We start from the raw sequence: 21182 nt of genomic DNA on the forward strand, positions 1-21182 counted from the left end.
TCTTTTGTGTCCGTATTATTGATTTCTATAAATATTGTACCCCTCCGGGGCTTATTATAGTATTTTTTTAGCAAATAAATTTTAAATAAAAGGGCTGTCCCAAAAGGCTGCTCATTTTTTGTAAGCTTCGGAGAAGCGCCATATTTATAGAAATTGTATTTATAATCAAAGAGAAAGCTCCAGCGGAGCGACATTTTTTTACAATACCGAAATATTTCGCTCCGCCGGAGCTCTTTTGTGTCCGTATTATTGATTTCTATAAATATTCTAACCCCTCTGGGGCTTATCATAGTGTTTTTTATAGCAAATAGTATCTTTTATTCAAAGAGGTTATCCTTTTGAGACAGCTCCTTTTGTTTTTATTCTGCAGATTCTAACTGCAGGATCATATTCTGGTAATATTTACTAAGTGAGAACAATTGTTCGGCAAAAATCATAACGGCCAGCGGAACAAAGAAAAATATAGTTAAATTTTCTTCGTACAGGAAATAGACCGCAATCATATACAAGCGGGCGTATTCCAGATAATAAATCCATTTTCGCTGTTCTAAAATTGCGCCGCAGTTAATTAAGGTGATCAAAACGAAAGACAAAACGAAGACTTTATCAAATGCTTCTAAAGTGTCAAAACAATAGGTAAAAACGGTTAACAGCAAAGTACAAATCCCCAGCTGAATATAGAGGTAATTTCGAAACCGAAGTCTTTGGTGCGGATTGCTTTTGTCCTGAAGGAAACGTTTTTCTAATATGGGGCGGATGTCCTGGTCCATATCGGCCGGGCTTCCAAAAACAGCTTTCCATCTGGCTTTAAAACCCCTGGAGCGTTTCCACAGTTCGTAGATTTCGAAGTAATAATGAAAATGCTGCCACAGAAAACTATAACTTTTGAGCGGATGTGTTAATCCGTATTTTGGTTTTTCTTCTTCTTCCTGAAAAGTTCCAAAAAGACGGTCCCAAAAAGTAAACATATCTCCATAATTTTTATCCAGGTATTTTTCGTCTGAAGCATGGTGAACACCATGTACTGAAGGCGTTACAAAAACATATTCCAGCCATTTTATCCTGCCGATAATCTGTGTATGGGTAAAAAAAGAATAAGCCCCGTGAACAATCAGCATGGTGATTACCATTGTGGGATGAAAACCAATAAAAGGCAGAACACACCAGAAACCTGTTCGTATGACAGCCTGAAAAGTAGTAATCCGGGCTGCGGCTGTAAAATTAAACTCTTCGCTGTGATGATGTACAATATGCGCCGCCCAGAAAAAATTGACTTCATGTCCTAATCTGTGGTACCAATACCAGACAAAATCCGTAGCGAGAATTAAAGCTATCCAGACTAAAAAACCAGAGGGAATATCAAACAAACGGTAATTATCATAAATCAAATAGTACAGCTGGTAAAAACTTGCTGCGATAAACAGGTTAATCAGCCTTTCTGCGATTCCGATACTAATATTAGAAACAGAACTTTCATAATTAAAAATTTCAGGTCTTTTTTTTCGCTGGGCCAGCTTGTATTCCAAAAACAGGAAAAGAAAGAAAGCGGGCATTGCAAACGCAAGAAAATGGATGTTTTTCATTTTTAAAAATTACTTTTATTGATTTTAATAAACTAAAAAGAGATTTTCATCAGTCAATACCTGTCATTTCAGAACGGTATCCACTGATGAAAATAGGTTTGTTATCCAGTCAGAATCAATTTTGTTTGTACTTTTTTACTTCGGGTGCAATTTCTTTGACGGACTGTGTCTCGGCTACTTTTTTTAGCGCTATGATGTAAGCGGCAATTCTTGGTGTCACGTCATGTTTGGCCGCCACCCTGAATACCGTTTCAAAACCTTTTTCTAAGATATCTTCTAAACGTTTGTTGATCTGATGGATTCTCCAGGATTCTAATAATGAATTTTGAAGCCATTCAAAATACGAAACCGTTACACCGCCGGCATTGGCTAAAATATCCGGTACCACTAAAACATTCTTCTCATGAAGAATGGCATCAGCATCTGAAGAAACCGGTCCGTTTGCCGCTTCAATAATGATTTTGGCACGGATATCATGGGCATTTTTCTTTGTAATGACATCTTCTTTGGCAGCCGGAATCAGTAAATCAACTTCAAGAAGCAACAGTTCCTCATGTTTGATGGCAACTGAATTAGGATAGCCTTTTATGGTTTTATTATTCAGGTTATAATATAAAATGAGTTCCGGAATATTAATTCCTTCCGGATTGTAAAAGGCTTCGGAGACATCGCTTACGGCTACAATCTTAACTCCTTTTTCATATAAAAATAAGGCAGAATGCAGTCCCACGTTTCCAAATCCCTGAATAGCAGCCGTAGATCTTGCGGGTCTTAATTTCAGTTTTTCCAGTGCCAGCAGGCTAATTATACTGACTCCTCTTCCGGTTGCTTCTACTCTTCCGAGTGAACCTCCGGAATGCAGGTGTTTTCCGGTAACGACAGCATGAATGGTTTTTCCGTGTAATAGTGAAAATTCATCCATCAGCCAGCCCATTTCATCGGGTCCTGTTCCCATATCCGGGGCAGGAACATCTTTGTCCGGCCCGAAAATATCAGCCAGTGCTTTGGTATATGCACGTGTGATTCGTTCTAATTCATTTTTAGAAAAGGTTTTTGGATCGCAGATAATTCCGCCTTTTGCGCCTCCAAACGGAATCCCGGTCACAGCCGATTTCCAGGTCATCCAGGCGGCCAGTGCTTTTACTTCATCCAGGTTTACGGCATCATCATAGCGAATGCCGCCTTTTGACGGGCCTAAAGCGGTATTATGAATCACACGGTACCCTTCAAAATTTCTGTCGGTTCCATTATCAAGAGTCACGGAAAAATTAACGACAATCTGTTTTTCCGGACGCTGCAGCTTTTCTCTGATAGATGTTTCTAAATTCAGGATATCGGCTGCTATAGTAAACCTGTCAATCATAGACTGAAAGGGATTTTGTTTTATAATTTCTGTACTCATCGTATTTACTTTTAATTTTTTTTAGACTAATGGATTTGGGTTCAATAAAATGTTTATCTGAATAAAATCAGCAGGTATACATACAACACGGAATTTTCATCAGGCAGCAGTGCATCATACTATTTAAATTTCTATTTGATCTCATTTTATTTGTTTTTAAGGGTTTCTAAAAAAAGCCTTTCATGGTGCATGAAAGGCTAAAAAAAAAATAACTAACAAGTACTTTCTCTATTAACGCCATTTCATCGCGTAGTTTGACATGCAGCACATCGTCAATCTGCAGGTAAACAAGATGATATTCAGACTATAGTTTTTCATTGTTATGACAAAGCTATAAAATATTATTTATAAATTCTATAGAATTAGTAGAATTTATTTAATAAAAAACAGTTACATACCTAAAAACAACTGTTAATTAAACACTTAAGAAGTAAAAAAAGAGATTAAAATTGCGATTTCACAATAAAAACGATAGCAATTAAGGCTAAAAAGAGTCCGATAAAATTAATTTTGGAGAGTTTTTCTTTAAAGAAAACAAGACCAACAAGGCTTCCCAATACAATTACTCCCATATTCATTCCGGCAAAAACAGTCGACGGGTTTTCTGCAAAAGCTTTATGGGCTTTCAAATAAAACAATATATTCCCGAAATTGAATATTCCAACCAAAGCTCCAAAAAGAATATTCCGGTAATTAATTCTCCCCTTTTTCAGCACCACATCATAAATCACAATGAGTAAAGAAACAGCCAGAGCAATATCAAACACAATAAATAAAGAAGTGGTATAAGGTAGTGCCGTAAACAGGGCTATTTGTTTAAAAAGTATGTCTATTATCCCAAAACCAATAAAAACGACTGCAGGATATATCCATTTATTCTGATCGTTTACGGATTGTTTGCTTAAAATAAATAAAAGTGCAATAAAACCTATTACTAAACCTGTTATTTTATAAGAGTTAAAATCTTCTTTAAAAATAAGCCAGGCGGAGATTATGGGAATAAATAAGGATAATCGCTGTGCCGCATCTGTTTTTACAATTCCCATATGTTTAATGGAGGTAAACAAAGACATAAAAACAAAAGGTAATAAAATACCAACTGCCGCGTAAATACTCCACGGCGCATCAGTATGAACAACCGTTAAATCAGGGCTAAACGTAAAATAACAGAGTGCCAGTGCTGCTATATAATTAAAGGAGATAATCTGAATAGGATTGGTATTGTATTTACGGGTTATTTTAAAAATAACACCAACCGTGACACTGCACAATACACTTAAAATAAGAAACAGCATAAATTTATATTTTGAGAAACAAAATTAACTATTGAAAATTGAAAAGGCCCAGCCGGTTTTAAAAAACCGGCTAGACCAGATTAAAATTTTAAAAGAAAAAGCTCTTTAAAGCCGGCTGATATAACTTCCGTACATATCTTTAAACTGATGCCCCTGTGCAAAACGGTCTTTACTCAGTTTTTTATATTCTACTAAAGCCCATAAAACAAACTCTTTCATAAAATACTGCTCTTTTTTATCCAGCTGAGGCTGGTATTTCTTTAATAAAACATCCAATGGTGTTACTTCATCCAAAATAGCCTGATATTCTTTATCTGAAGCATCGTCTAACAGTTCGAACCCGCTTTCGGCAAAAAACCATTCAATTAAATCAGAATAAGGTGTTTTTTCTCCCGGTTTTTCCAGTTTTTCAATTTTAGGAAAATGCTCCGGAAACAAAGTTCTGACTGCCGAACCAATTAAATACTGAGCCACAGCAGCAGCTCCCTCCTGCTCTCCTTCATACACCAGCTCTACCTTTCCGGTAATCGCCGGGATAACTCCAATAAAATCAGATAAACGCAGCGTGGTTTTATCAGCTCCTGATTTTAAAGCACGGCGTTCTGCAGTACTAATCAGATTTTCAAAAGCGGTAATACTCATTCTGGCACTTACCCCGCTTTTATTATCTATATATTCGCTCTCACGGGCTTCAAAACTAATCTGCTCCAGAATATCTCTTGCCAGTGACGGAACGTATACTAAATCGCTTTGATTTTGATCCAGTTTAGCTTCCTGCTCTGTAATGGTTCTCGCAATGGCCACACTCTCCGGATAATGAGTCAGAATCTGTGAACCTATTCGGTCTTTAAGAGGCGTTACGATACTTCCCCTGTTGGTATAATCTTCCGGATTAGCAGTAAAGATAAACTGCATGTCCAGCGGCATTCTCAGTTTAAAACCTCTAATCTGAATATCCCCTTCCTGCAGGATATTAAAAAGGGCTACCTGAATTCTGGCCTGTAAATCGGGTAATTCGTTAATTACAAAAATACAGCGGTTTGCTCTCGGAATCATTCCAAAATGAATCACACGATCATCTGCATAAGAAAGTTTTAAATTGGCCGCTTTTATAGGATCCACATCTCCAATTAAATCCGCAACTGTAACATCCGGAGTAGCCAGTTTTTCGAAAAAACGTTCGTTTCGGTGCAGCCAGGAAATCGGGGTTTCATCGCCTTTTTCATTAATTAAATCTTTTGCAAAACGTGAAATCGGGTTTAACGGGTCATCGTTGATTTCTGATCCGGTTACAAACGGAATGTACTCGTCCAGCAGCTCCACCATTTTTCGGGCTAAACGTGTTTTTGCCTGTCCGCGAAGCCCTAATAAATTAATGTTATGACGGGAAAGAATAGCACGCTCCAATTCCGGTATAACCGTATTTTCGAAACCGTGCACGCCTGCAAAAACAGGTTTTCCGGACCTGATTTTTTCCCGAAGGTTTTTCCGCAATTCATCCTTAATACCTGTGCTTTTATATCCTGCAGCTTTTAACTGTCCTAATGTTTTTATATTGTTTATTTCCATTGTATGAAATATCGTTTTTGTTATTGTTTTATCTACTGTAAATTATAAGCGTACTGTGTAATTTAACCACCAGCCAATAGAAAAAGTGCTTCAACTTCGCTCAGTGTGAAAACTGAGACTGAACACTTATCTGACTCTCTTTTTCCTATTCGTTTCATAATCTTCAAAAATCATTTCTCCCAGGCCTTTTAATCCGGTATAAAATGCTTTCCCCTGATTGGCTTCTGTAAACTGATTGACAAACCGCTGTAAATAAGGATCTCTCGCAATCATAAAAGTGGTAATAGGAATATGCAGCTTTCTGGCCTGCTGTGCCTGTGTGTAACATTTGTCTACAATGTATTCGTCAAGTCCGTTACTGTTCATATAATACGATCCGTCACGTTCCCTTACACAGCTTGGTTTCCCGTCGGTAATCATAAAAATCTGCTTGTTGGTATTTCGTTTTCTGCGTAAAATATCCATTGCCAGCTGAAGTCCTGCTACTGTATTGGTATGATAAGGCCCAACCTGAAGATACGGCAGATCTTTGATAGGAATTGTCCAGGCATCGTTTCCAAACACCAAAATATCCAGTGTATCTTTTGGATAGCGGGTTGTGATTAATTCAGCCAGCGCCATGGCAACTTTTTTGGCAGGGGTAATCCGGTCTTCACCATACAGAATCATACTGTGGCTGATATCGATCATCAACACCGTACTCATTTGTGCTTTATGCTGCGTTTCTTCGACCACCAGATCGTTTTCGGTCAGCATAAAACTTTCTGTACCGTTATTAATCTGGGCATTTCGCAGACTTTCGGTTAATGAGATTCGTTCTAAACCATCACCAAAATTAAACTCGCGAAATTCTCCGGTATGTTCATCACCGGTTCCGGCATGTTTGGTTTTATGATTTCCGTTTCCGGAGCGTTTTAAATTTCCAAATATCTGGTCTAAAGCCTGCTGCCGAATAGCACGTTCTGTTTTAGCTGTGATGCCAAAACCATTTGTACCATCGTTTTTGACTTCGTCTTTTATATAACCTTTCTTTTTTAAATCTTCGATAAAATCATCGATAGTGTAGTTCTCGTCGGTAAGTTTATATTCTTTATCCAGTTCGCGAAGCCAGTTGATTGCTTCATCAAAATCTCCCGAAGTATGAGTGATAAGCTCTTTAAAAATCCCAAAAAGCTTTTCAAACGGAGACTGAAACGGAGCTTCGTACGACTTAAAATAAAAACCTTTTTTAAATTCGTTTTTCATAATTTTAAAATTACATCTTTTTAGAATTATGAAAAACGAAACGTTTATTAATTTTTAGTTAAAATATGTAACCAAAATCAAAGACTAACAGTGTTAGATATAACAATTATTCAAATTTTCCATCCACATAATACCAGGCATTATTTTCCTGTTTAAAAGTAGAAAATTCATAATGTACCTGCGGTTTATTTAGTGAATCGAAAAAATAAGCTTTAAATTCGACTGTAGTTTCTGTAAAACTTACAATTTCGAGTTTCTGCCATTTATTTTCAACGGCCCATCTTAAAATTTCAGATTTGGAATAATATTTTCTTTCTGAAACATAAGTAGTTTCTAAAAGATATTCTGCATTATGAGAGGCATAAGCTGAATATCTTGAACGCATTAAAGCTAATGCTGATGGCGCTTTTTGACCGCCATTCAGATATAACCCGCAGCAATTTTCAAAAAGTAATCCTGTGTCGCAGAAACATTTTTTATTCTCCATCGACCGGTTCTTCTCCATTAATTTTTACATGAAGCTGATTTAATAAAACCTGATAACGGGTAATTTCTCTCACTTCTTCATCTTCCTCAGCAAAATCAATCATTTCATCTAATACTTCACTTACTTCTAATAATTTATTATTAGCTTCTCTGTCATTTTTAGCGGCAATTAAATCTATAATTTCCTGTACGCTCGCTTTTAAAGTTTCAAATTTTGAATTCATATGGTTTTGTTTTTTTTCGTCACGAATTACACAAATTTTCGCTAATTTTTGATTTGCATTGAACATAAATTTTAAATACAATTCGTGCTAATTCATTAAATTCGCGGCAGCTTATACTTACTCTTTATTTTCGTTGAATTTTTTCAGAATTTCTTTCAGTTTTTCTTTACGGGCTATTTCTGCCTGTTTTTTCTTAGCCTGGGCTTTGTGCAGTTTATCATTGTGAATTTTAATATTTCGTTCGTTATTGCGTCCCATTACACTTCCCTTTTAATTTGTTCTAAGCTTTTATCTGTAAAAATCAATTCTGTTATAAGCTGTTTTCTAAGCTCATCAATATCCTCATAATCAAAATGTCTGGCCCATGAAGTCAGCTGCTGCAGGTTCCTGATCTGTTTTAAACGTTTAGTCGTTTCAAAACTGGTTCTTAAAAGCGCTTTCCCATCATACCCGGGATTGTTCTTATGCTGATAATTGGCGAGATTTTTATCAAAATCAGCTTCAATATAATAGAGCTTTTCTTCGGCATTATCAGGGTAAAACGATTCCCAGGCCGCAAACCCGGTTTTTGTTTTTGACAGCGTTTCAGGCTCAAGGGCAATTAAACGCCATTTACTGTTAGCCAGTCTTCCCCAATGGTTTGAAACGCGATACATTCCGGCTTCTGTATAATAGTAAACACTTCCTGCCTTGCTTTCGAATTGTTTTTTCAACCCTTCAACTTCAGTAAAAAGTACCTCATGAAAAACACAAAAGGTATTTTTAAAAGAATTGGGATGCGGTTTAAAATTTTTCTGCATGCTGCAAATATACTGAGATTAACACGAACTCTCTAAAACAAACTAAATTGATTAACTTTGCTTCCTGAATTTAAATCGAAAAATATGTCTAAAGATATACATGAAAAAATGCCACAAAAGGGAGTCTATACCGGTATTATTGAAAAGGATGAAAACAACAATTATTTCTGCGGGGAATATCTTTTGGATTATAAAATGGTTCAGGCCAAATTTAAAGAAGGTGACTGGATCACTATAAAATCAATTATAGAGAATCCAAGTGATATAAGCTACAAACAATATCCTAAGAAATCCAGAAACTTCGATAAAGCGAACCATAAACCGGAATAGTTTTTTTGTTGAAACGCTTATTTTTTTACCGCAAAATACGCTAAGTTTATTTTTGCCTGAAGTTATACCGTAAGAATATTTAAGTTCGCAAAGCTTCGTGCTGATATCGCTTTGCGAACTTTGCGTTTACTTATAAACTTAAATAGAAAATCTTTGTGCGCTTTGCCGTAAAAAAATCTTTGCCTCTTTTGGGTTAAATAAACTTACCGTTAACTTTTTTCAATATTTTTTCCATCAAAACTGAAAAGTTAAAAAAAAGTGTACCTTTGCAAAAAATTTGTCGATTTGAACTAAAACAATTCACTTTCAAACTAATAGACAAGTAGTTACCTTTATTTATGAAAAAAATAGTTGAATACCGTAAATTACTAAACGTAGACAAAACTGCAGAATTAAAAGATTTAAAAACCATTTATCGTAATGCGATGAAAGAATCTCACCCTGATAAATTTGTGGGAGATGAATCTGGTTTAAAAGCTGCGGAAGAAAAAAGTAAAACGATCATTGAAGCTTATCACTTTTTAGTAAGCATTCACCCTGATACTATTAAACTTAATTTACCTGAGTATACCGAAACAATTACCACTTGTACTATTACAGATTATAAATTTGTAGAAGGACGTTTGATTATTGATTTTTCAAACGGAAGTGTTTACGAATACATTAGTGTCCCTAAAGCAACTTACGTAAAAATGGTAAACGCTGATTCTCCTGGACGCTTTGCAAAAAGACATATTTTAAACTCTTTTACCTGGAGAAAGAAAACTAATCAGGAATAAATTTATTCGAAAATATTTCAAAAAACACTCTTTACACGGAGTGTTTTTTTTATGCCCTATCCTTAGAAAAAGGCTGTATTAGTGTTTCAAACCATTGCGAAACAGGAGTTTTCAATGAAGTTACAAACCAAAACAACCTGATTACATGCAGTTTAAGTCAAAAAAAACTATAACAAAATTTTAGGTTGCAAAATTCCTTATGTTATATAATTTTAGATACTTTTGTTGCACAAATCAATTAACTAATTAATTTTTTATAATGAAAAAAATACTTTTTTTACTTACAGCTTCTGCAGCTATCATTTCATGCAGTAAAGTTAAAGACGGAGAATACCTAATTACTGGTACTGCAAAAGGAATTGAAAACGGAAAAACGATTATTCTTCAGGGCCAGGATCCTACTACAAGAATGACAGTTGCGCTTGATACTGTAAAAGTTGAAAATGGGAAATTTGAAATAAAAGGAAAAGTTACTGAACCGGCTTTCCATACCTTAATTCTTCAGGGAGCTAATCAGCCATTCCCGTTTATTCTGGAAACTGGTGAAATCAATATTGAAATTGACAAAGACAGTATTCACAAATCTAAAGTTTCCGGAACTTATAATAATGAAGAATATACTAAATTCAACGAGGATCTTACTAAAACTCAAAAAAGTTTAATTGATTTTCAGAAAAAGAATACTCAAAAAATGCAGCAGGCTCAACAAGCTCAGGATACAGCAACTATCAATGGGCTGATGAAACAATATATGGAGATCCAGACAGAAGTTCAGTCAAACAGCAAAAAGAAATATTTAGCTTATGCTGAAGGCCACCCAAAATCATATATTTCAGCCTTAATTATTCAGGGTATGATCAATGATCCAAGTACTGATATGAAAAAAGCTGAGAGTTTATACAATTCATTAGACGAATCTGTAAAAAACACAGCTCCTGGTAAAGAAATTAAAAACAGATTAGGTCAAGCAAAAATGCCTGCAGTTGGTGCTACAGCTCCTCCGGTTGGCAGCGCTAAATGAAGAGCAGATTTTTCGGCTCCTAACCCTCAGGGAAAAGTAGTTTCACTTAAAGAAAGTTTAGGTAAAGTAACTATTGTTGATTTCTGGGCTTCATGGTGCGGACCATGCCGAAAAGAAAACCCAAATGTTGTTGCTATTTACAAAGAGTTACATTCTAAAGGATTAAATATCATTGGAGTGTCTTTAGATAAAGATGCGGAACACTGGAAAGAGGCTATTGCAGCTGACGGTTTAACCTGGACACATGTTTCAAACCTTAAGTTCTGGGATGAACCAATTGCTAAACAATATAATGTTGAATCAATTCCGGCTACTTTTATTCTTGATGCCTCAGGAAAAGTAGTAGCACAAGACTTAAGAGGTCCTGAATTGAAAGCCAAAATCATAGAGCTTTTAGCTAAATAATACTACGTATTCCAAACAAAAAAATCTCCCATTGCGGAGATTTTTTTGTTTTCTGTTCTGACAGGAATTTAAAATAGAGCTTCACTTATAAGAAAGAAACAGCCTCTTTACAAAAGAAATCTAATCGTAATAACTTATATCCATAAACTCAGAATAAGTCAATGGTAAAACAATTTTGAACCGTTTTTTCTTCACTGTAGAATTTAATGCAATCAATAAATACAATAGCTGGCAGCTTTCTAAAAAAAAGAATCAAAGTAAAAACTAATATTTACTGTAAAAATAATCCTGCTTTTAAAAACAAACTTAAAAAAGACATATTTTAGCTCATTTTTATTTTATTCAATTCCAACGAATTAAAAATAACTTTAAAATAACTTAAAATTAAGTTCTTTTTTTGTTTGGAAATGTAGAAAGAGTTCCTATCTTTGCCACCGCTTAGAACAACAAAGCACAACGCTGAGATTCGGGGAGATACTCAAGCGGCCAACGAGGGCAGACTGTAAATCTGCTGTGAAAACTTCGCAGGTTCGAATCCTGCTCTCCCCACGAAACCTGCAGATTTGATTTGCAGGTTTTTTTATTTTATGTTGTTTTTTGTATTTTTTCAAAATTGCCCAAAATCTCTATGGCAGAATCGTGGCAAAAATATCCTGGAGTTGTTTTCAATTTTTGAACTGGTTTTTCTGGATTCAGATACCCGAACTAACGGGGATTGAACTTTCTAAAACCATTTCAAAAGAAACCCGAATTATTTTTACTACGGCTTTCAGTGAATATGCTTTTGATGGTTTTAAAGCCTATGCTTTAGATTATTTAATGAAGCCATTCAATTGAAGAATTTTATAATGCCGCCTTAAAAACAAAAGAATGGTTTGGGCTAAAACGTAAAAGTGTTTCAGAAAAAACAGCAAACAAAGATTTAATATTTGTAAAATCAGAATACAAACAACTCAAAATCAAGATTGATGATGTTTTATATTTTGAAGGTTTAAAAAATTACATCAAAATATAGCTTGTAAATCAGCCAAGAGCTGTTCTCACTTTAATGAACTTAAATCTTTAGAGGAAGAACTGCCCGAACGTAAATTTTAAAACTGTTTAAATTTGACTCGGTGTTTTTAGTAATTAATTCCCAAAGATATATCGTATTGTAAGACCTGAGCTAATGGTCGTTAAAGGATACGAAGTTGAAATAACTGGCTTTGAAAACGAATGATTGTAATAGAATATCATTGTTAAGTTTTTACTTAACGAATAATCAGCCGTGGTTTTTAAAGTCCATATTTTTTGTCCGGCAGCCAATTGATTATTGTCATAGTCAAGATAACGTATAATAGTTTGACTATTTCTCAATGTTAAATCAGCTTTGATAATAATATCGCTTTTTATAATGTTTGTGGGATTATCTGCTAATCTTGAAGTGAAAATCACATCTTTAATTCGATAACCAACACCTACAACATATTCTATTCCATTTACTTCTGTCAAATTGTTATTATCGAAACTCATAGATAATGTACGATCTTTATTTATTTGCGTCAGCAGTTTAAAAGAGTTTTTTAACTCAAAATCTACTTTTATAAAAGGGTTAAATTGCTCTGTTAAACTCACATTCGATGTAATAGTCTGATTGAAATAATTGCCATTGTCGTCCATTCCGTTTGGATTTTTAGCATAATTATAATTGGAATTAAAAGCATTTACCGTGTAAGCTGCCTGATAACTGTGTTGTAGAGAAAACCTTTTGAAAGTATCTTTGAAAAAGTTGTAACGCATTAAACCATTGTATTTTAAAGACCAGTTTGGAATGGGGAAATTTCTAAACATCCCCAAAGCAGCATCATTCGCATTGGTTCCTGTATAAGCAGCTAAAAAAGAAGCTAATAAAACAGCCTGATTAGTGCTTCCATAACCTAAAGGAAATCCATCTGTGCCAATATTGGCACTGTTATTTAAATTAATCCCTCTGCGTTCGGCAAGCCGGTTTGCAATTGTTAATCGGTTTTTCCTAAATTTTTCAAATACTTCAGATCCATTTTCATCACTGGCAAAAAAAGCTGTTTTTATTAAACATGTTGAAACCGAAAAAGTCCCCGAAGTATATGGAGACCTCGAATTATATTCACCATTACTTACATCAAACTGTTCGGAGAAATTTTCAGAATAAGATCTGTTAGCCTGCAAATCAATTTTTAAATCCGGAAGCAATTCTATACTGGCAATTCCTTTAAAAATCTGGTTTTTAGAAGTCGAATAATTTTGATTGAATTCCTGATAATTTGTCAACCAGCCTTTTCTTGCCGCTTCATCGCGAATATCTCGCTGGCTTCCAAAAATAAATCCCAAAGTTGGTTTTGAGAAGCCCATGAATCCTGAACTCGGAAGATATCCTGGTAAAACTGTTCCGCGGTTCTCACTAAAGTTTAAATTGATATTTTTAATACTTGTCAATATCCCATAAAGACTTTTTACAAATGTGGTTTTGGTACTATTTTCTGGTTTATTTGTTTTTACAATTTTTTCTCCAGGTTTTAGTGTAGTCATTTTTTGGGACGCATTTTTATTATTTCCTGTCTGAGAAATCCCTAAACATTTATACAAAGTCTCCATAGTAAATGAAGCATTCAAAGTACTTGCGCCAGCATTTTGAACCGTATTGCCTAAATTATAATTGACACCATCTACTTCAATTTTAGTCAATGCTTCAGAAGATCGCTGCCAGTTATAATCTCCTGTATAAGTGAAGCTGGCTTTTACAAAACTAAAAACAGGAATCTTGTTGATTGGAATTTCGTAGTTTAAAACCAGTTTTTGAACATGTTTATTCGATGCCCCAAGATTAAAATAATTATCCGAAATTTTAAACCCGTCGATTGGTTCGTTATCACTATTTAAATAGCTTTTTACAATATTACTGGTCGAGGAAGTAAAATTTAATTTTAATGATTTAGTCAAATTGAAAGTAATGCCATATTGAATATTAAACTCAAAATTTCTACTGTAAGAGGGATCTAAAGCGATTCCTTCAATATCTGTTTGTCGAAATTGCTGTTGGTTGTATTGTCTGAAAATATTGGTATTGAAGGTAATATTTGATGGCATAAAGTTAAAATTGAAATCACTTAAAAGTTTCCAATAACCGCTTTTTTTCATGAATTCTGATTTCTTAAACGGCTCAACAGTTTTTGGCTGAGTACTAAAATCATAATTTAATGCTGTATTAGTTCTTTGATCTACATAACTTTCTCTTTCATAATCATGATTGAAGGTTTCATTAAAAGACTGAGAGAATGTAAAGTTTTCAATATCATAAATATGTGCTTTTTGTTCTGGTTTTCTTTCTTTTCTAATTCCTATAAAATTGATACTTCTAGTTTTACTGTAATCAATCGCTCTATTTTTAATACTTTCTTTTTCTTTTTCACTTTCTGCAGTATCCAGCATTGTTTTTAATGTAATGTCAGGATTTTCTGGATCATATTTTGGCGTAATTACGGCTTCTGATACGGCATAATTAAAAGGCAGATTAAGGCCCCAATTTTTGGGTAATAATTTTCCAAGATTTACATTGGTCAGCAAATTGTATTGCTGTACATCTTCCTGACTTCTTTCGAGTGAAGTTTGTTCCAACGATCCAAAACCTATTGTACTCATTTTTCCTGTTGCCGAAATAGTAGCAAAATCAGCAAGGTTAGTGTCAATATTTAATACCGCCGCCATTCCGCCGGAATTATCCATTTCAGCTAGCCGGAGTTCATTAAACCAAACTTCACCTTTAATATCCTGATGCGAATCGTTATTTTTAATTCCGATCATTAAGGTTCGGACATACCCTAAATTTGGATTCCCTTTTACTCCCAATCGTAACTTATTGGTTTTACTGCTTAATGACGGATCTAATTTTTCATTGTCTTCGTCCAGATAATAAATTCCATCAGCAGGTAAATCGGCAGCTGCTATTTTTTTAGAAAGCATTTTGAGCTGCGAAAGTAATGACAAAGACAAATCGATTTCATTGCTTTCAGGCCAGACCAATTCAGAGCTCAAAGGGGAACAACCAGAAGGAATCGTTACTTTTAACGGGATTTCGATTTGATAGAAATTTTCGTTGTAATCATTTCCTAACCGAATAAAAGCGCTCATCTGATTATCTGTAAGTGATGTTTGATTTGTTAATGATTCAGCATGCAGAAACATTTTGAGCTTTTTATACTGCCTCATATCCATGCTTATACTTTTATAAACCGCACGCGAATCGTTTGGTTCTAAACCTTTTCCCGAAACTTTCAATCCCAAAGACTGCTCATTTTGATAAATTAAAGTATTACTGCTGTACGTTTGCTCTCTTTGTACACCTGGCGGCAAAACATAATTTATGGGACATTTACCATCATTTTCTTCAATATTAATGGCTAAAATATCCAGTTCTGTATTATCATCCTCGGTATTAGTATCATTACTGTCCAGTGTTTCGGTATAATTTCTCCAATCGCCTTTCTGAAGATCCAGAGAACCAAAACGAAGTGTTACCGACTGACTAAAACCCGTCAAAAACATACGCATAAAACGGATTGAAGTAAAATCTGAAATACTCCCAATCGTATTTTCGGGCTGAGAAATCGGAATTTTAAACTGAATCCATCTCGCTTCTGTAGTATTTCCGTTTGCCAAAGTAACCTGCGTATTTCGGATATCGGTAATATAATTTTGTCCAATTTCCATATTCGCTTTCATATCAATACTATATTCATAATAAGCATTGATTGTATTCATGGTAAAATCCCCATTAATATCTTCTACATCAGGTAATGTAGTAGAACCTCTATTCGCATCGTCTGTACTTACTGGCGAATTTCCTTCGGTTCCGTTATATTTTTTATACCTTTCTAATACATTCCCTTCAGTATTAAGATAGTAAGTATAATCATCTGCTGCGGGATCGGTTTCTGAAGCATAATTAGTATAAATCTGAGCTTCCTGACTGTTTTTTAAACCATCTAAACCAATATCCTGATTCGAACGGTTATTGCTGTCAGTATCAAAAGCATACGTAAGTGATTGCGAAGCCGGAACATCGCCCCAGATTCCGCGTGGCGTTACTACTAATTGATCTGTTCCAAGACCATTTTCATATTGTTTTCTGCCGTCTTTAAGAACATCTTCTGAAATTTCTCCCAAGTTAAAATATAGTTTTCCTGAATTATCGGCATTTGTTTTTCCGTTTCCAACATAAGGATCTAAAATCCAAAACTGAATATACTGAATATTTCCCTGTTCGAAATTGGTTGAATTTAAGGATCTCATAATCCCTCCAAAATTTTCTTTTGGTGAAGAGGCAAAATTGAGTGAATTATTATAGGGACCTCTTTCTGAAGGATAATAACTTAAATCTAATGTACTCACAACAAGAGTCTGCCCAGTTTCAGTTTCCGTGTTTGGATATAGTTCTTCTTTATATATTCTTCTGGTTGAGTTTAGGGAAAGGTCGTCATTTGAAATTCCGGAAGGTTTAGAGGTATAAAAAACGGGATCTATACTGTACCAGGCCAACTTTGCTCTTTTAAAACCATAACTTAAATCATTGGCACTTTCTCCAAAATTATAAAGGCTCGAAGTATTGTTTGCTGGTGTTGAAGCCAGACTCCAGGAATAGGCTGAACTTAAATCGATTGTTGTTGCAGCCGTTTCAAAATCGTCTATATAAATTGTCGATTCGCCTTCAAAATTACTTGCTTTTGCAGTATTGGGTTTTAAAACAGCAACTTCACCTCGTATCGAAATATTAGAAGGAACGTCAGTATCCATATTTGGGAGTTTATTAACTAATCTGGTAAAAAAAGGTACTTCGCTTGAAAAAGCAGTATTTAAACCAAAAATGGTGTTGTCGACAGATTCCTGACCATATACCGATTTTTGTGTATAGGGTTTCTCGGTATATTTTAAATAGGTCGCGCCAATTGTAAACTGATCTGAAAATTTATGTTCAATATTCAGCCCGATAAAATTTTTGGTCTGCTGTCCAAAAACAGAATTATTTTCTAATGTTACCGTAATACTGGCATTTGAGGCTAATAAAGCCTCATCGAGAATATGTACTTTTCCTAATTGATAATCAACACTGTAATCAATTCCTTCTGTTAAAGTCCGCCCTTCAGCGGTGACAATTACGGATCCTTTTGCAACACTGGCCGAGCCAATCGAAATTCCGTCGGAACCAGACGACTTATACTTTCCCTTTAGTAAATATTTGTTTTTATCACTGTCCTGCAAAGCACCCGTCTGTGTATTGTTGTACAAACTTCTAAAAACGTATTTTTTCTGATTGGCATTGTAAGAGGTTGTATTGTTATAATCTTCAGCAGAACTTGTCGCTAACTTTTTAAAAATCAGCTCTCCAAAAGGTTCTTTGGTTGTAAAAATGATTCGTCCGTTTGCACTATCCATTGTAATTCCGGAAACAAAATCGAAAAATCCGTCTCCTCCATCCTGCGGATCATTTGTCGAATTCAGTCTATCCATATTGAAAACCTTTAACAATGGCGTTTCAGCAACTTTGTTTTCATCTGAAGGATTAGCAGGAAAAGCAGTTACAGGCGTAATGTAATTGAGCTGAGAAGGATTGGTATAGAGAATATTAAATTTAAAATCTTCCTGCGTAATTTGATACGCATTTGGAATTTGGTAAATGTTTTTCATCATCAGATTCCACACCGGATTCTTGATATTTATTAAACTGCTTTTCAGCATTTTTACGACTAAACTTTGTGTTGTAACCGTTTCAGAATTTGTCAACGTCGTGGCATCCACTCCATCGCCGGCAAATTCTCCAACCTGATATACCTGATCGCCGGAAGTATATTGATACGCAACAGCCAAAACCTCATCATTAGAAAGCTTCTGGGTTAAAGAAATATACCCCAATTGTTTGTTTAAAGTATATTCCGTTGAAGTTAATTTTCTGGCATTTTCAAGTTTTGAATAGTCCTGGCCTTCTTTTACCGTAACATTAAAACCCGAATTTGAAGTAGCTATTTCGCGAATATTACTATTCAATAAACCGCTTCCGGATTTTATTTGCGCAGGATCATAATCATTATTTGAATTGTCTGAAGGAGAATCTGCTAAATTGTTAAACATTCCCGCTGAAGGATTTAAAACCACAACCTGATCATCTGTAAGTCCGGTTAATTGTGATTCACCTAAATCCTGAATGGCGATAATATTTCTTAAATTGTTTGTGGTTGTATTAACACGGCTTTGTTTGTTGGTTACCCAGACTTCGATTCTCGAAATTTGGATTCGGCTGTCGATTAAAGGATAATTTTTAAGAGAAGCATCGTATTTATTTCTGAAATACTGCGAAAGAAAAAAGTGCCTGTTACTATCGTAATCCAGTGCATATAAATTAAATTCCTGAACGGCACCGCTGCCTTGAGCACTAACACTTTTAGTTTCTGATTTTTGCTGAGAGAAAACCCCGGTAACCGTTGTTTTTCCAAATTGCAAAGCTGTTTTTACACCAAATAAATTTTGTGCTCCGGTAATTAAAGTACTGTTCAAAGGCATACTCACATTACCTACTTCTACCTTTTGAACAATATCATCTTCATCGGGCGTATATTCTAATTTGAACAAATTCTGAAACGCAAATGTAGACTGTGTATCATAATTAACATTTACATTTAATCTGGTTCCAACTTTTCCAACTAAACCAAGACTTATCCTTTGGTCAAAATCAAAAGTAAGGCTTGATCTGTTTCTGGTCGAAAGTGCAGGATTATCTTGTTTCGAGTACAACAAACCTAAATCCATTTCTACAGATCCGGTTGGTTTTACATCAATTGTATTACTTCCGAATATGGATTCGAAAAAGCCGGAATTAATATAATACCTTGGCAGCAGATCTTTTTTTGCCGTTTCTGTATCTTTCTTTTTGCCATCGATAGCATCCGTTTTTTGTCTGAAATAATTCCTTCTTGATTCTTTCAAAACTAAAGCTTCATACTCTGCAGGAGTTAGAAAAAGAGGATAATTTATTGAAAAATCATCAACCGAACTGGTATAAACATACATATCGGTAAAAGGGTCATAGGTGTAGCCTGACAGAATACTTTTAGGATTATCAATTTTTATCTTTCCTAAATCAAATCCACTTTTAGTTGTGTCCTGAACTATTTGTGCATTTGAAATTAAAGAATAGTAAAATAGAAAAATAAAGAGTATTTTTTTTTTCATGTACCATATTCCGGCAGTCTTTATTTATTGTTTTAAATGAATGCAGATAAAACAAACACTCCCATATGTATTGGAATTGTCTTTTATAAATGGTTCATTTTGAATATTACCAGAAGTAGTTTTTTATAATAGGCGTACAGAATTTAGAACACTCTGCAGTTTACTTTTAAAAGTATTTCTTAGCAGATTTTGTCCATTTGTTTGCCAAAGGAAAGATTTAGCTTCTAAATAATATAATAAAGTAGAAGTATGAAGATTTTGACTATACAAAAATAAGAGTATGGTCGATGAAAGGATTTCATGGTAATAATATTAAATCGCTAAACCTGTTAATTAGGAATCAAAAACATTACATAAATATAATGTCGAAGACAGAAAGTTCGACTATTTTTTTGCAGCTAGAACTTAAACAAAAATAATGGAGCTGGTTTCAATTTTACCACAAAATGCTAAGGCGGTTTAAATAAACTTTATAATAAAGGAAGCTGTTTTTCATTGTATAAAATCCGTGAGTTATTAACTTTTGAACAAGAGTTTGGTTTAGCAAATTTTCTGTATCGGCAAAAAAAAAAAAATTTCACGCAAAATTTTAACTTATATTTGCCGATAACGGAATCATATATAAAAACATGAAGTATCTTTCAGTGGTCGAATTTGCAAAAAAATTGAATCTGTCTGAGAGGACGGTTCGCAATTATTGTTCTACAGGAAAATTAAAAGGGGTTTTCCTAACCGGTAAAACGTGGAATATTCCTGAAGATGCCGTAATTTCACAAAAAGAAAATAAAAAAGGAAGTGCAAATGTTTTACTGGACATTCTGAAAGAACAAAAGAATATGAAGTTGAAAGGCGGTATTTACCACCGCACGCAAATAGATTTAACTTACAATTCGAATAAAATTGAAGGTAGCAGGCTAACCCATGATCAAACGAGATATATTTTTGAAACCAATACAATTGGGGCATCTAAAGAAAGTCTAAACGTAGATGACATTATTGAAACTTCCAACCACTTTCGTTGTATAGATTTTATTATTGAAAAAGCAAATAATAAGCTGACCGAATCCATTATTAAGGAACTTCATTTTTTATTAAAGTCTGGAACTTCTGATAGCGGAAAAGATTGGTTTAATGTTGGGGAATATAAAAGAATGCCAAATGAAGTTGGAGGCAATGAAACCTGTCCTCCTAAAAAGGTTGCTGAAAAGATGAAAGAACTATTGTCGGATTATCATGTCATTAAAAATAAAAGTATCGAAGACATTATCGATTTTCATCATAAATTCGAAATTATACATCCTTTTCAGGATGGAAACGGCCGTGTAGGGCGATTAATCATTTTTAAGGAATGCCTGGCCAACAATATAGTGCCATTCATAATAGATGAACAGCTTAAATTATTTTATTACAGAGGGCTTCAGGAGTGGAATAATGTAAAAGAATATCTGATGGACACCTGTCTCACTGCTCAGGATAACTACAAATCAATACTTAATTATTTCGAGATAAAATACAGGTAAAAAAACAGGACAAAACAATTAAATTTACCTCCAAAAGAATTACAGCAACAAAAAACAAAACAACTTATTAAAAAACAAAACATTAACACTTAAAAATTAACAGTTTTATTTTTAATGGCAACACAAGTTATTAAAAATAGAAACGCAGGAAATGTGCGGGTTTCCAGCCTTAGGTTCGAATCCTGCTCTCCCACAAAACCTGTAAATTTGATTTGCAGGTTTTTTTATTTTATGCTGCTTTTTGATACTAAGTGAGATTAAAATCAATGGATAATTTCTGGAACA

15 protein-coding genes, 1 tRNA gene and 1 pseudogene are annotated in these 21182 nt (G+C 34.5%); 7 read left to right on the forward strand and 10 right to left on the reverse strand.

All coding sequences use genetic code 11. The features are described from left to right. Positions 1-359: 359 nt before the first annotated feature. The 9 genes from ACODST_RS22040 to ACODST_RS22080 all read right to left on the reverse strand — a co-directional run bounded on the left by ACODST_RS22040 (position 360) and on the right by ACODST_RS22080 (position 8604). The gene (locus ACODST_RS22040) at positions 360-1583 is read right to left on the reverse strand and encodes a sterol desaturase family protein (RefSeq protein ID WP_488934248.1); all 1224 of its coding nucleotides are present in this window, start codon (positions 1581-1583) and stop codon (positions 360-362) included. Positions 1584-1698: 115 nt separating this feature from the next. Beyond that, positions 1699-2985, reverse strand: coding sequence for a Glu/Leu/Phe/Val family dehydrogenase (locus tag ACODST_RS22045; protein ID WP_488934249.1), 1287 nt, complete (start codon positions 2983-2985; stop codon positions 1699-1701). A gap of 443 nt (positions 2986-3428) precedes the next feature. Next, entirely contained in the window at positions 3429-4280 is an 852-nt protein-coding gene (locus tag ACODST_RS22050; protein WP_488934250.1) for an EamA family transporter, read from the reverse strand. Between the two features lie 105 nt (positions 4281-4385). Then, positions 4386-5849, reverse strand: coding sequence for an AAA family ATPase (locus ACODST_RS22055; RefSeq protein ID WP_488934251.1), 1464 nt, complete (start codon positions 5847-5849; stop codon positions 4386-4388). 126 nt (positions 5850-5975) lie between these two features. Beyond that, on the reverse strand, positions 5976-7094 hold the full coding sequence (locus ACODST_RS22060) for a vWA domain-containing protein (RefSeq protein WP_488934252.1): 1119 nt from the start codon (positions 7092-7094) through the stop codon (positions 5976-5978). A 106-nt stretch (positions 7095-7200) separates the two neighbouring features. Then, positions 7201-7599, reverse strand: coding sequence for a YchJ family protein (locus ACODST_RS22065; protein ID WP_488934253.1), 399 nt, complete (start codon positions 7597-7599; stop codon positions 7201-7203). Further along, the gene (locus ACODST_RS22070; RefSeq protein ID WP_488934254.1) at positions 7571-7804 is read right to left on the reverse strand and encodes a hypothetical protein; all 234 of its coding nucleotides are present in this window, start codon (positions 7802-7804) and stop codon (positions 7571-7573) included. Before ACODST_RS22070 ends, ACODST_RS22065 begins: the two co-directional genes overlap by 29 nt. A gap of 117 nt (positions 7805-7921) precedes the next feature. Continuing rightward, the gene (locus ACODST_RS22075; RefSeq protein ID WP_488934255.1) at positions 7922-8062 is read right to left on the reverse strand and encodes a hypothetical protein; all 141 of its coding nucleotides are present in this window, start codon (positions 8060-8062) and stop codon (positions 7922-7924) included. Further along, the gene (locus ACODST_RS22080; RefSeq protein ID WP_488934256.1) at positions 8062-8604 is read right to left on the reverse strand and encodes a hypothetical protein; all 543 of its coding nucleotides are present in this window, start codon (positions 8602-8604) and stop codon (positions 8062-8064) included. The genes ACODST_RS22075 and ACODST_RS22080 overlap by 1 nt, the downstream gene beginning before the upstream one ends. 84 nt (positions 8605-8688) lie before the next feature. On the opposite strand from ACODST_RS22080, the gene ACODST_RS22085 reads away from it, so the two are divergent. The 6 genes and pseudogenes from ACODST_RS22085 (at position 8689) to ACODST_RS22110 (ending at position 11976) form a co-directional block, all read left to right on the forward strand. Further along, positions 8689-8934: a hypothetical protein gene (locus ACODST_RS22085; protein WP_488934257.1), complete on the forward strand. Its 246-nt coding sequence runs from the start codon at positions 8689-8691 to the stop codon at positions 8932-8934. Between the two features lie 338 nt (positions 8935-9272). Continuing rightward, complete coding sequence (locus tag ACODST_RS22090; protein WP_488934258.1) at positions 9273-9713, forward strand: KTSC domain-containing protein; 441 nt, start codon at positions 9273-9275, stop codon at positions 9711-9713. Between the two features lie 259 nt (positions 9714-9972). Next, a complete protein-coding gene (locus ACODST_RS22095) occupies positions 9973-10734 on the forward strand; it encodes a DUF4369 domain-containing protein (protein ID WP_488934259.1) in 762 nt (253 codons plus the stop codon). Between the two features lie 18 nt (positions 10735-10752). Continuing rightward, positions 10753-11139, forward strand: a pseudogene (locus ACODST_RS22100) (peroxiredoxin family protein); the annotation flags it as partial. Between the two features lie 468 nt (positions 11140-11607). Further along, positions 11608-11688, forward strand: a tRNA-Tyr gene (locus tag ACODST_RS22105). A 123-nt stretch (positions 11689-11811) separates the two neighbouring features. Then, positions 11812-11976 (forward strand): LytR/AlgR family response regulator transcription factor, encoded by a 165-nt coding sequence (locus tag ACODST_RS22110; RefSeq protein WP_488934260.1) that lies wholly within the window; start codon positions 11812-11814, stop codon positions 11974-11976. A 291-nt stretch (positions 11977-12267) separates the two neighbouring features. Here ACODST_RS22110 and sov read toward each other — a convergent pair whose 3' ends face one another. Further along, positions 12268-19377: a T9SS outer membrane translocon Sov/SprA gene (gene sov, locus ACODST_RS22115; protein WP_488934261.1), complete on the reverse strand. Its 7110-nt coding sequence runs from the start codon at positions 19375-19377 to the stop codon at positions 12268-12270. Between the two features lie 617 nt (positions 19378-19994). On the opposite strand from sov, the gene ACODST_RS22120 reads away from it, so the two are divergent. Next, the gene (locus ACODST_RS22120) at positions 19995-20897 is read left to right on the forward strand and encodes a Fic family protein (RefSeq protein WP_488934301.1); all 903 of its coding nucleotides are present in this window, start codon (positions 19995-19997) and stop codon (positions 20895-20897) included. The last annotated feature ends 285 nt before the right edge of the window (positions 20898-21182 follow it).

The organism is Flavobacterium sp. FG19, assembly GCF_057809475.1.

What these genes read in the sequence shown, in the direction of transcription:
- ACODST_RS22040 (WP_488934248.1), bottom strand. Translation starts at nt 1,583, where the DNA reads ATGAAAAACATCCATTTTCTTGCGTTTGCAATGCCCGCTTTCTTTCTT.
- ACODST_RS22045 (WP_488934249.1), bottom strand. Translation starts at nt 2,985, where the DNA reads ATGAGTACAGAAATTATAAAACAAAATCCCTTTCAGTCTATGATTGAC.
- ACODST_RS22050 (WP_488934250.1), bottom strand. Translation starts at nt 4,280, where the DNA reads ATGCTGTTTCTTATTTTAAGTGTATTGTGCAGTGTCACGGTTGGTGTT.
- ACODST_RS22055 (WP_488934251.1), bottom strand. Translation starts at nt 5,849, where the DNA reads ATGGAAATAAACAATATAAAAACATTAGGACAGTTAAAAGCTGCAGGA.
- ACODST_RS22060 (WP_488934252.1), bottom strand. Translation starts at nt 7,094, where the DNA reads ATGAAAAACGAATTTAAAAAAGGTTTTTATTTTAAGTCGTACGAAGCT.
- ACODST_RS22065 (WP_488934253.1), bottom strand. Translation starts at nt 7,599, where the DNA reads ATGGAGAAGAACCGGTCGATGGAGAATAAAAAATGTTTCTGCGACACA.
- ACODST_RS22070 (WP_488934254.1), bottom strand. Translation starts at nt 7,804, where the DNA reads ATGAATTCAAAATTTGAAACTTTAAAAGCGAGCGTACAGGAAATTATA.
- ACODST_RS22075 (WP_488934255.1), bottom strand. Translation starts at nt 8,062, where the DNA reads ATGGGACGCAATAACGAACGAAATATTAAAATTCACAATGATAAACTG.
- ACODST_RS22080 (WP_488934256.1), bottom strand. Translation starts at nt 8,604, where the DNA reads ATGCAGAAAAATTTTAAACCGCATCCCAATTCTTTTAAAAATACCTTT.
- ACODST_RS22085 (WP_488934257.1), top strand. Translation starts at nt 8,689, where the DNA reads ATGTCTAAAGATATACATGAAAAAATGCCACAAAAGGGAGTCTATACC.
- ACODST_RS22090 (WP_488934258.1), top strand. Translation starts at nt 9,273, where the DNA reads ATGAAAAAAATAGTTGAATACCGTAAATTACTAAACGTAGACAAAACT.
- ACODST_RS22095 (WP_488934259.1), top strand. Translation starts at nt 9,973, where the DNA reads ATGAAAAAAATACTTTTTTTACTTACAGCTTCTGCAGCTATCATTTCA.
- sov (WP_488934261.1), bottom strand. Translation starts at nt 19,377, where the DNA reads ATGAAAAAAAAAATACTCTTTATTTTTCTATTTTACTATTCTTTAATT.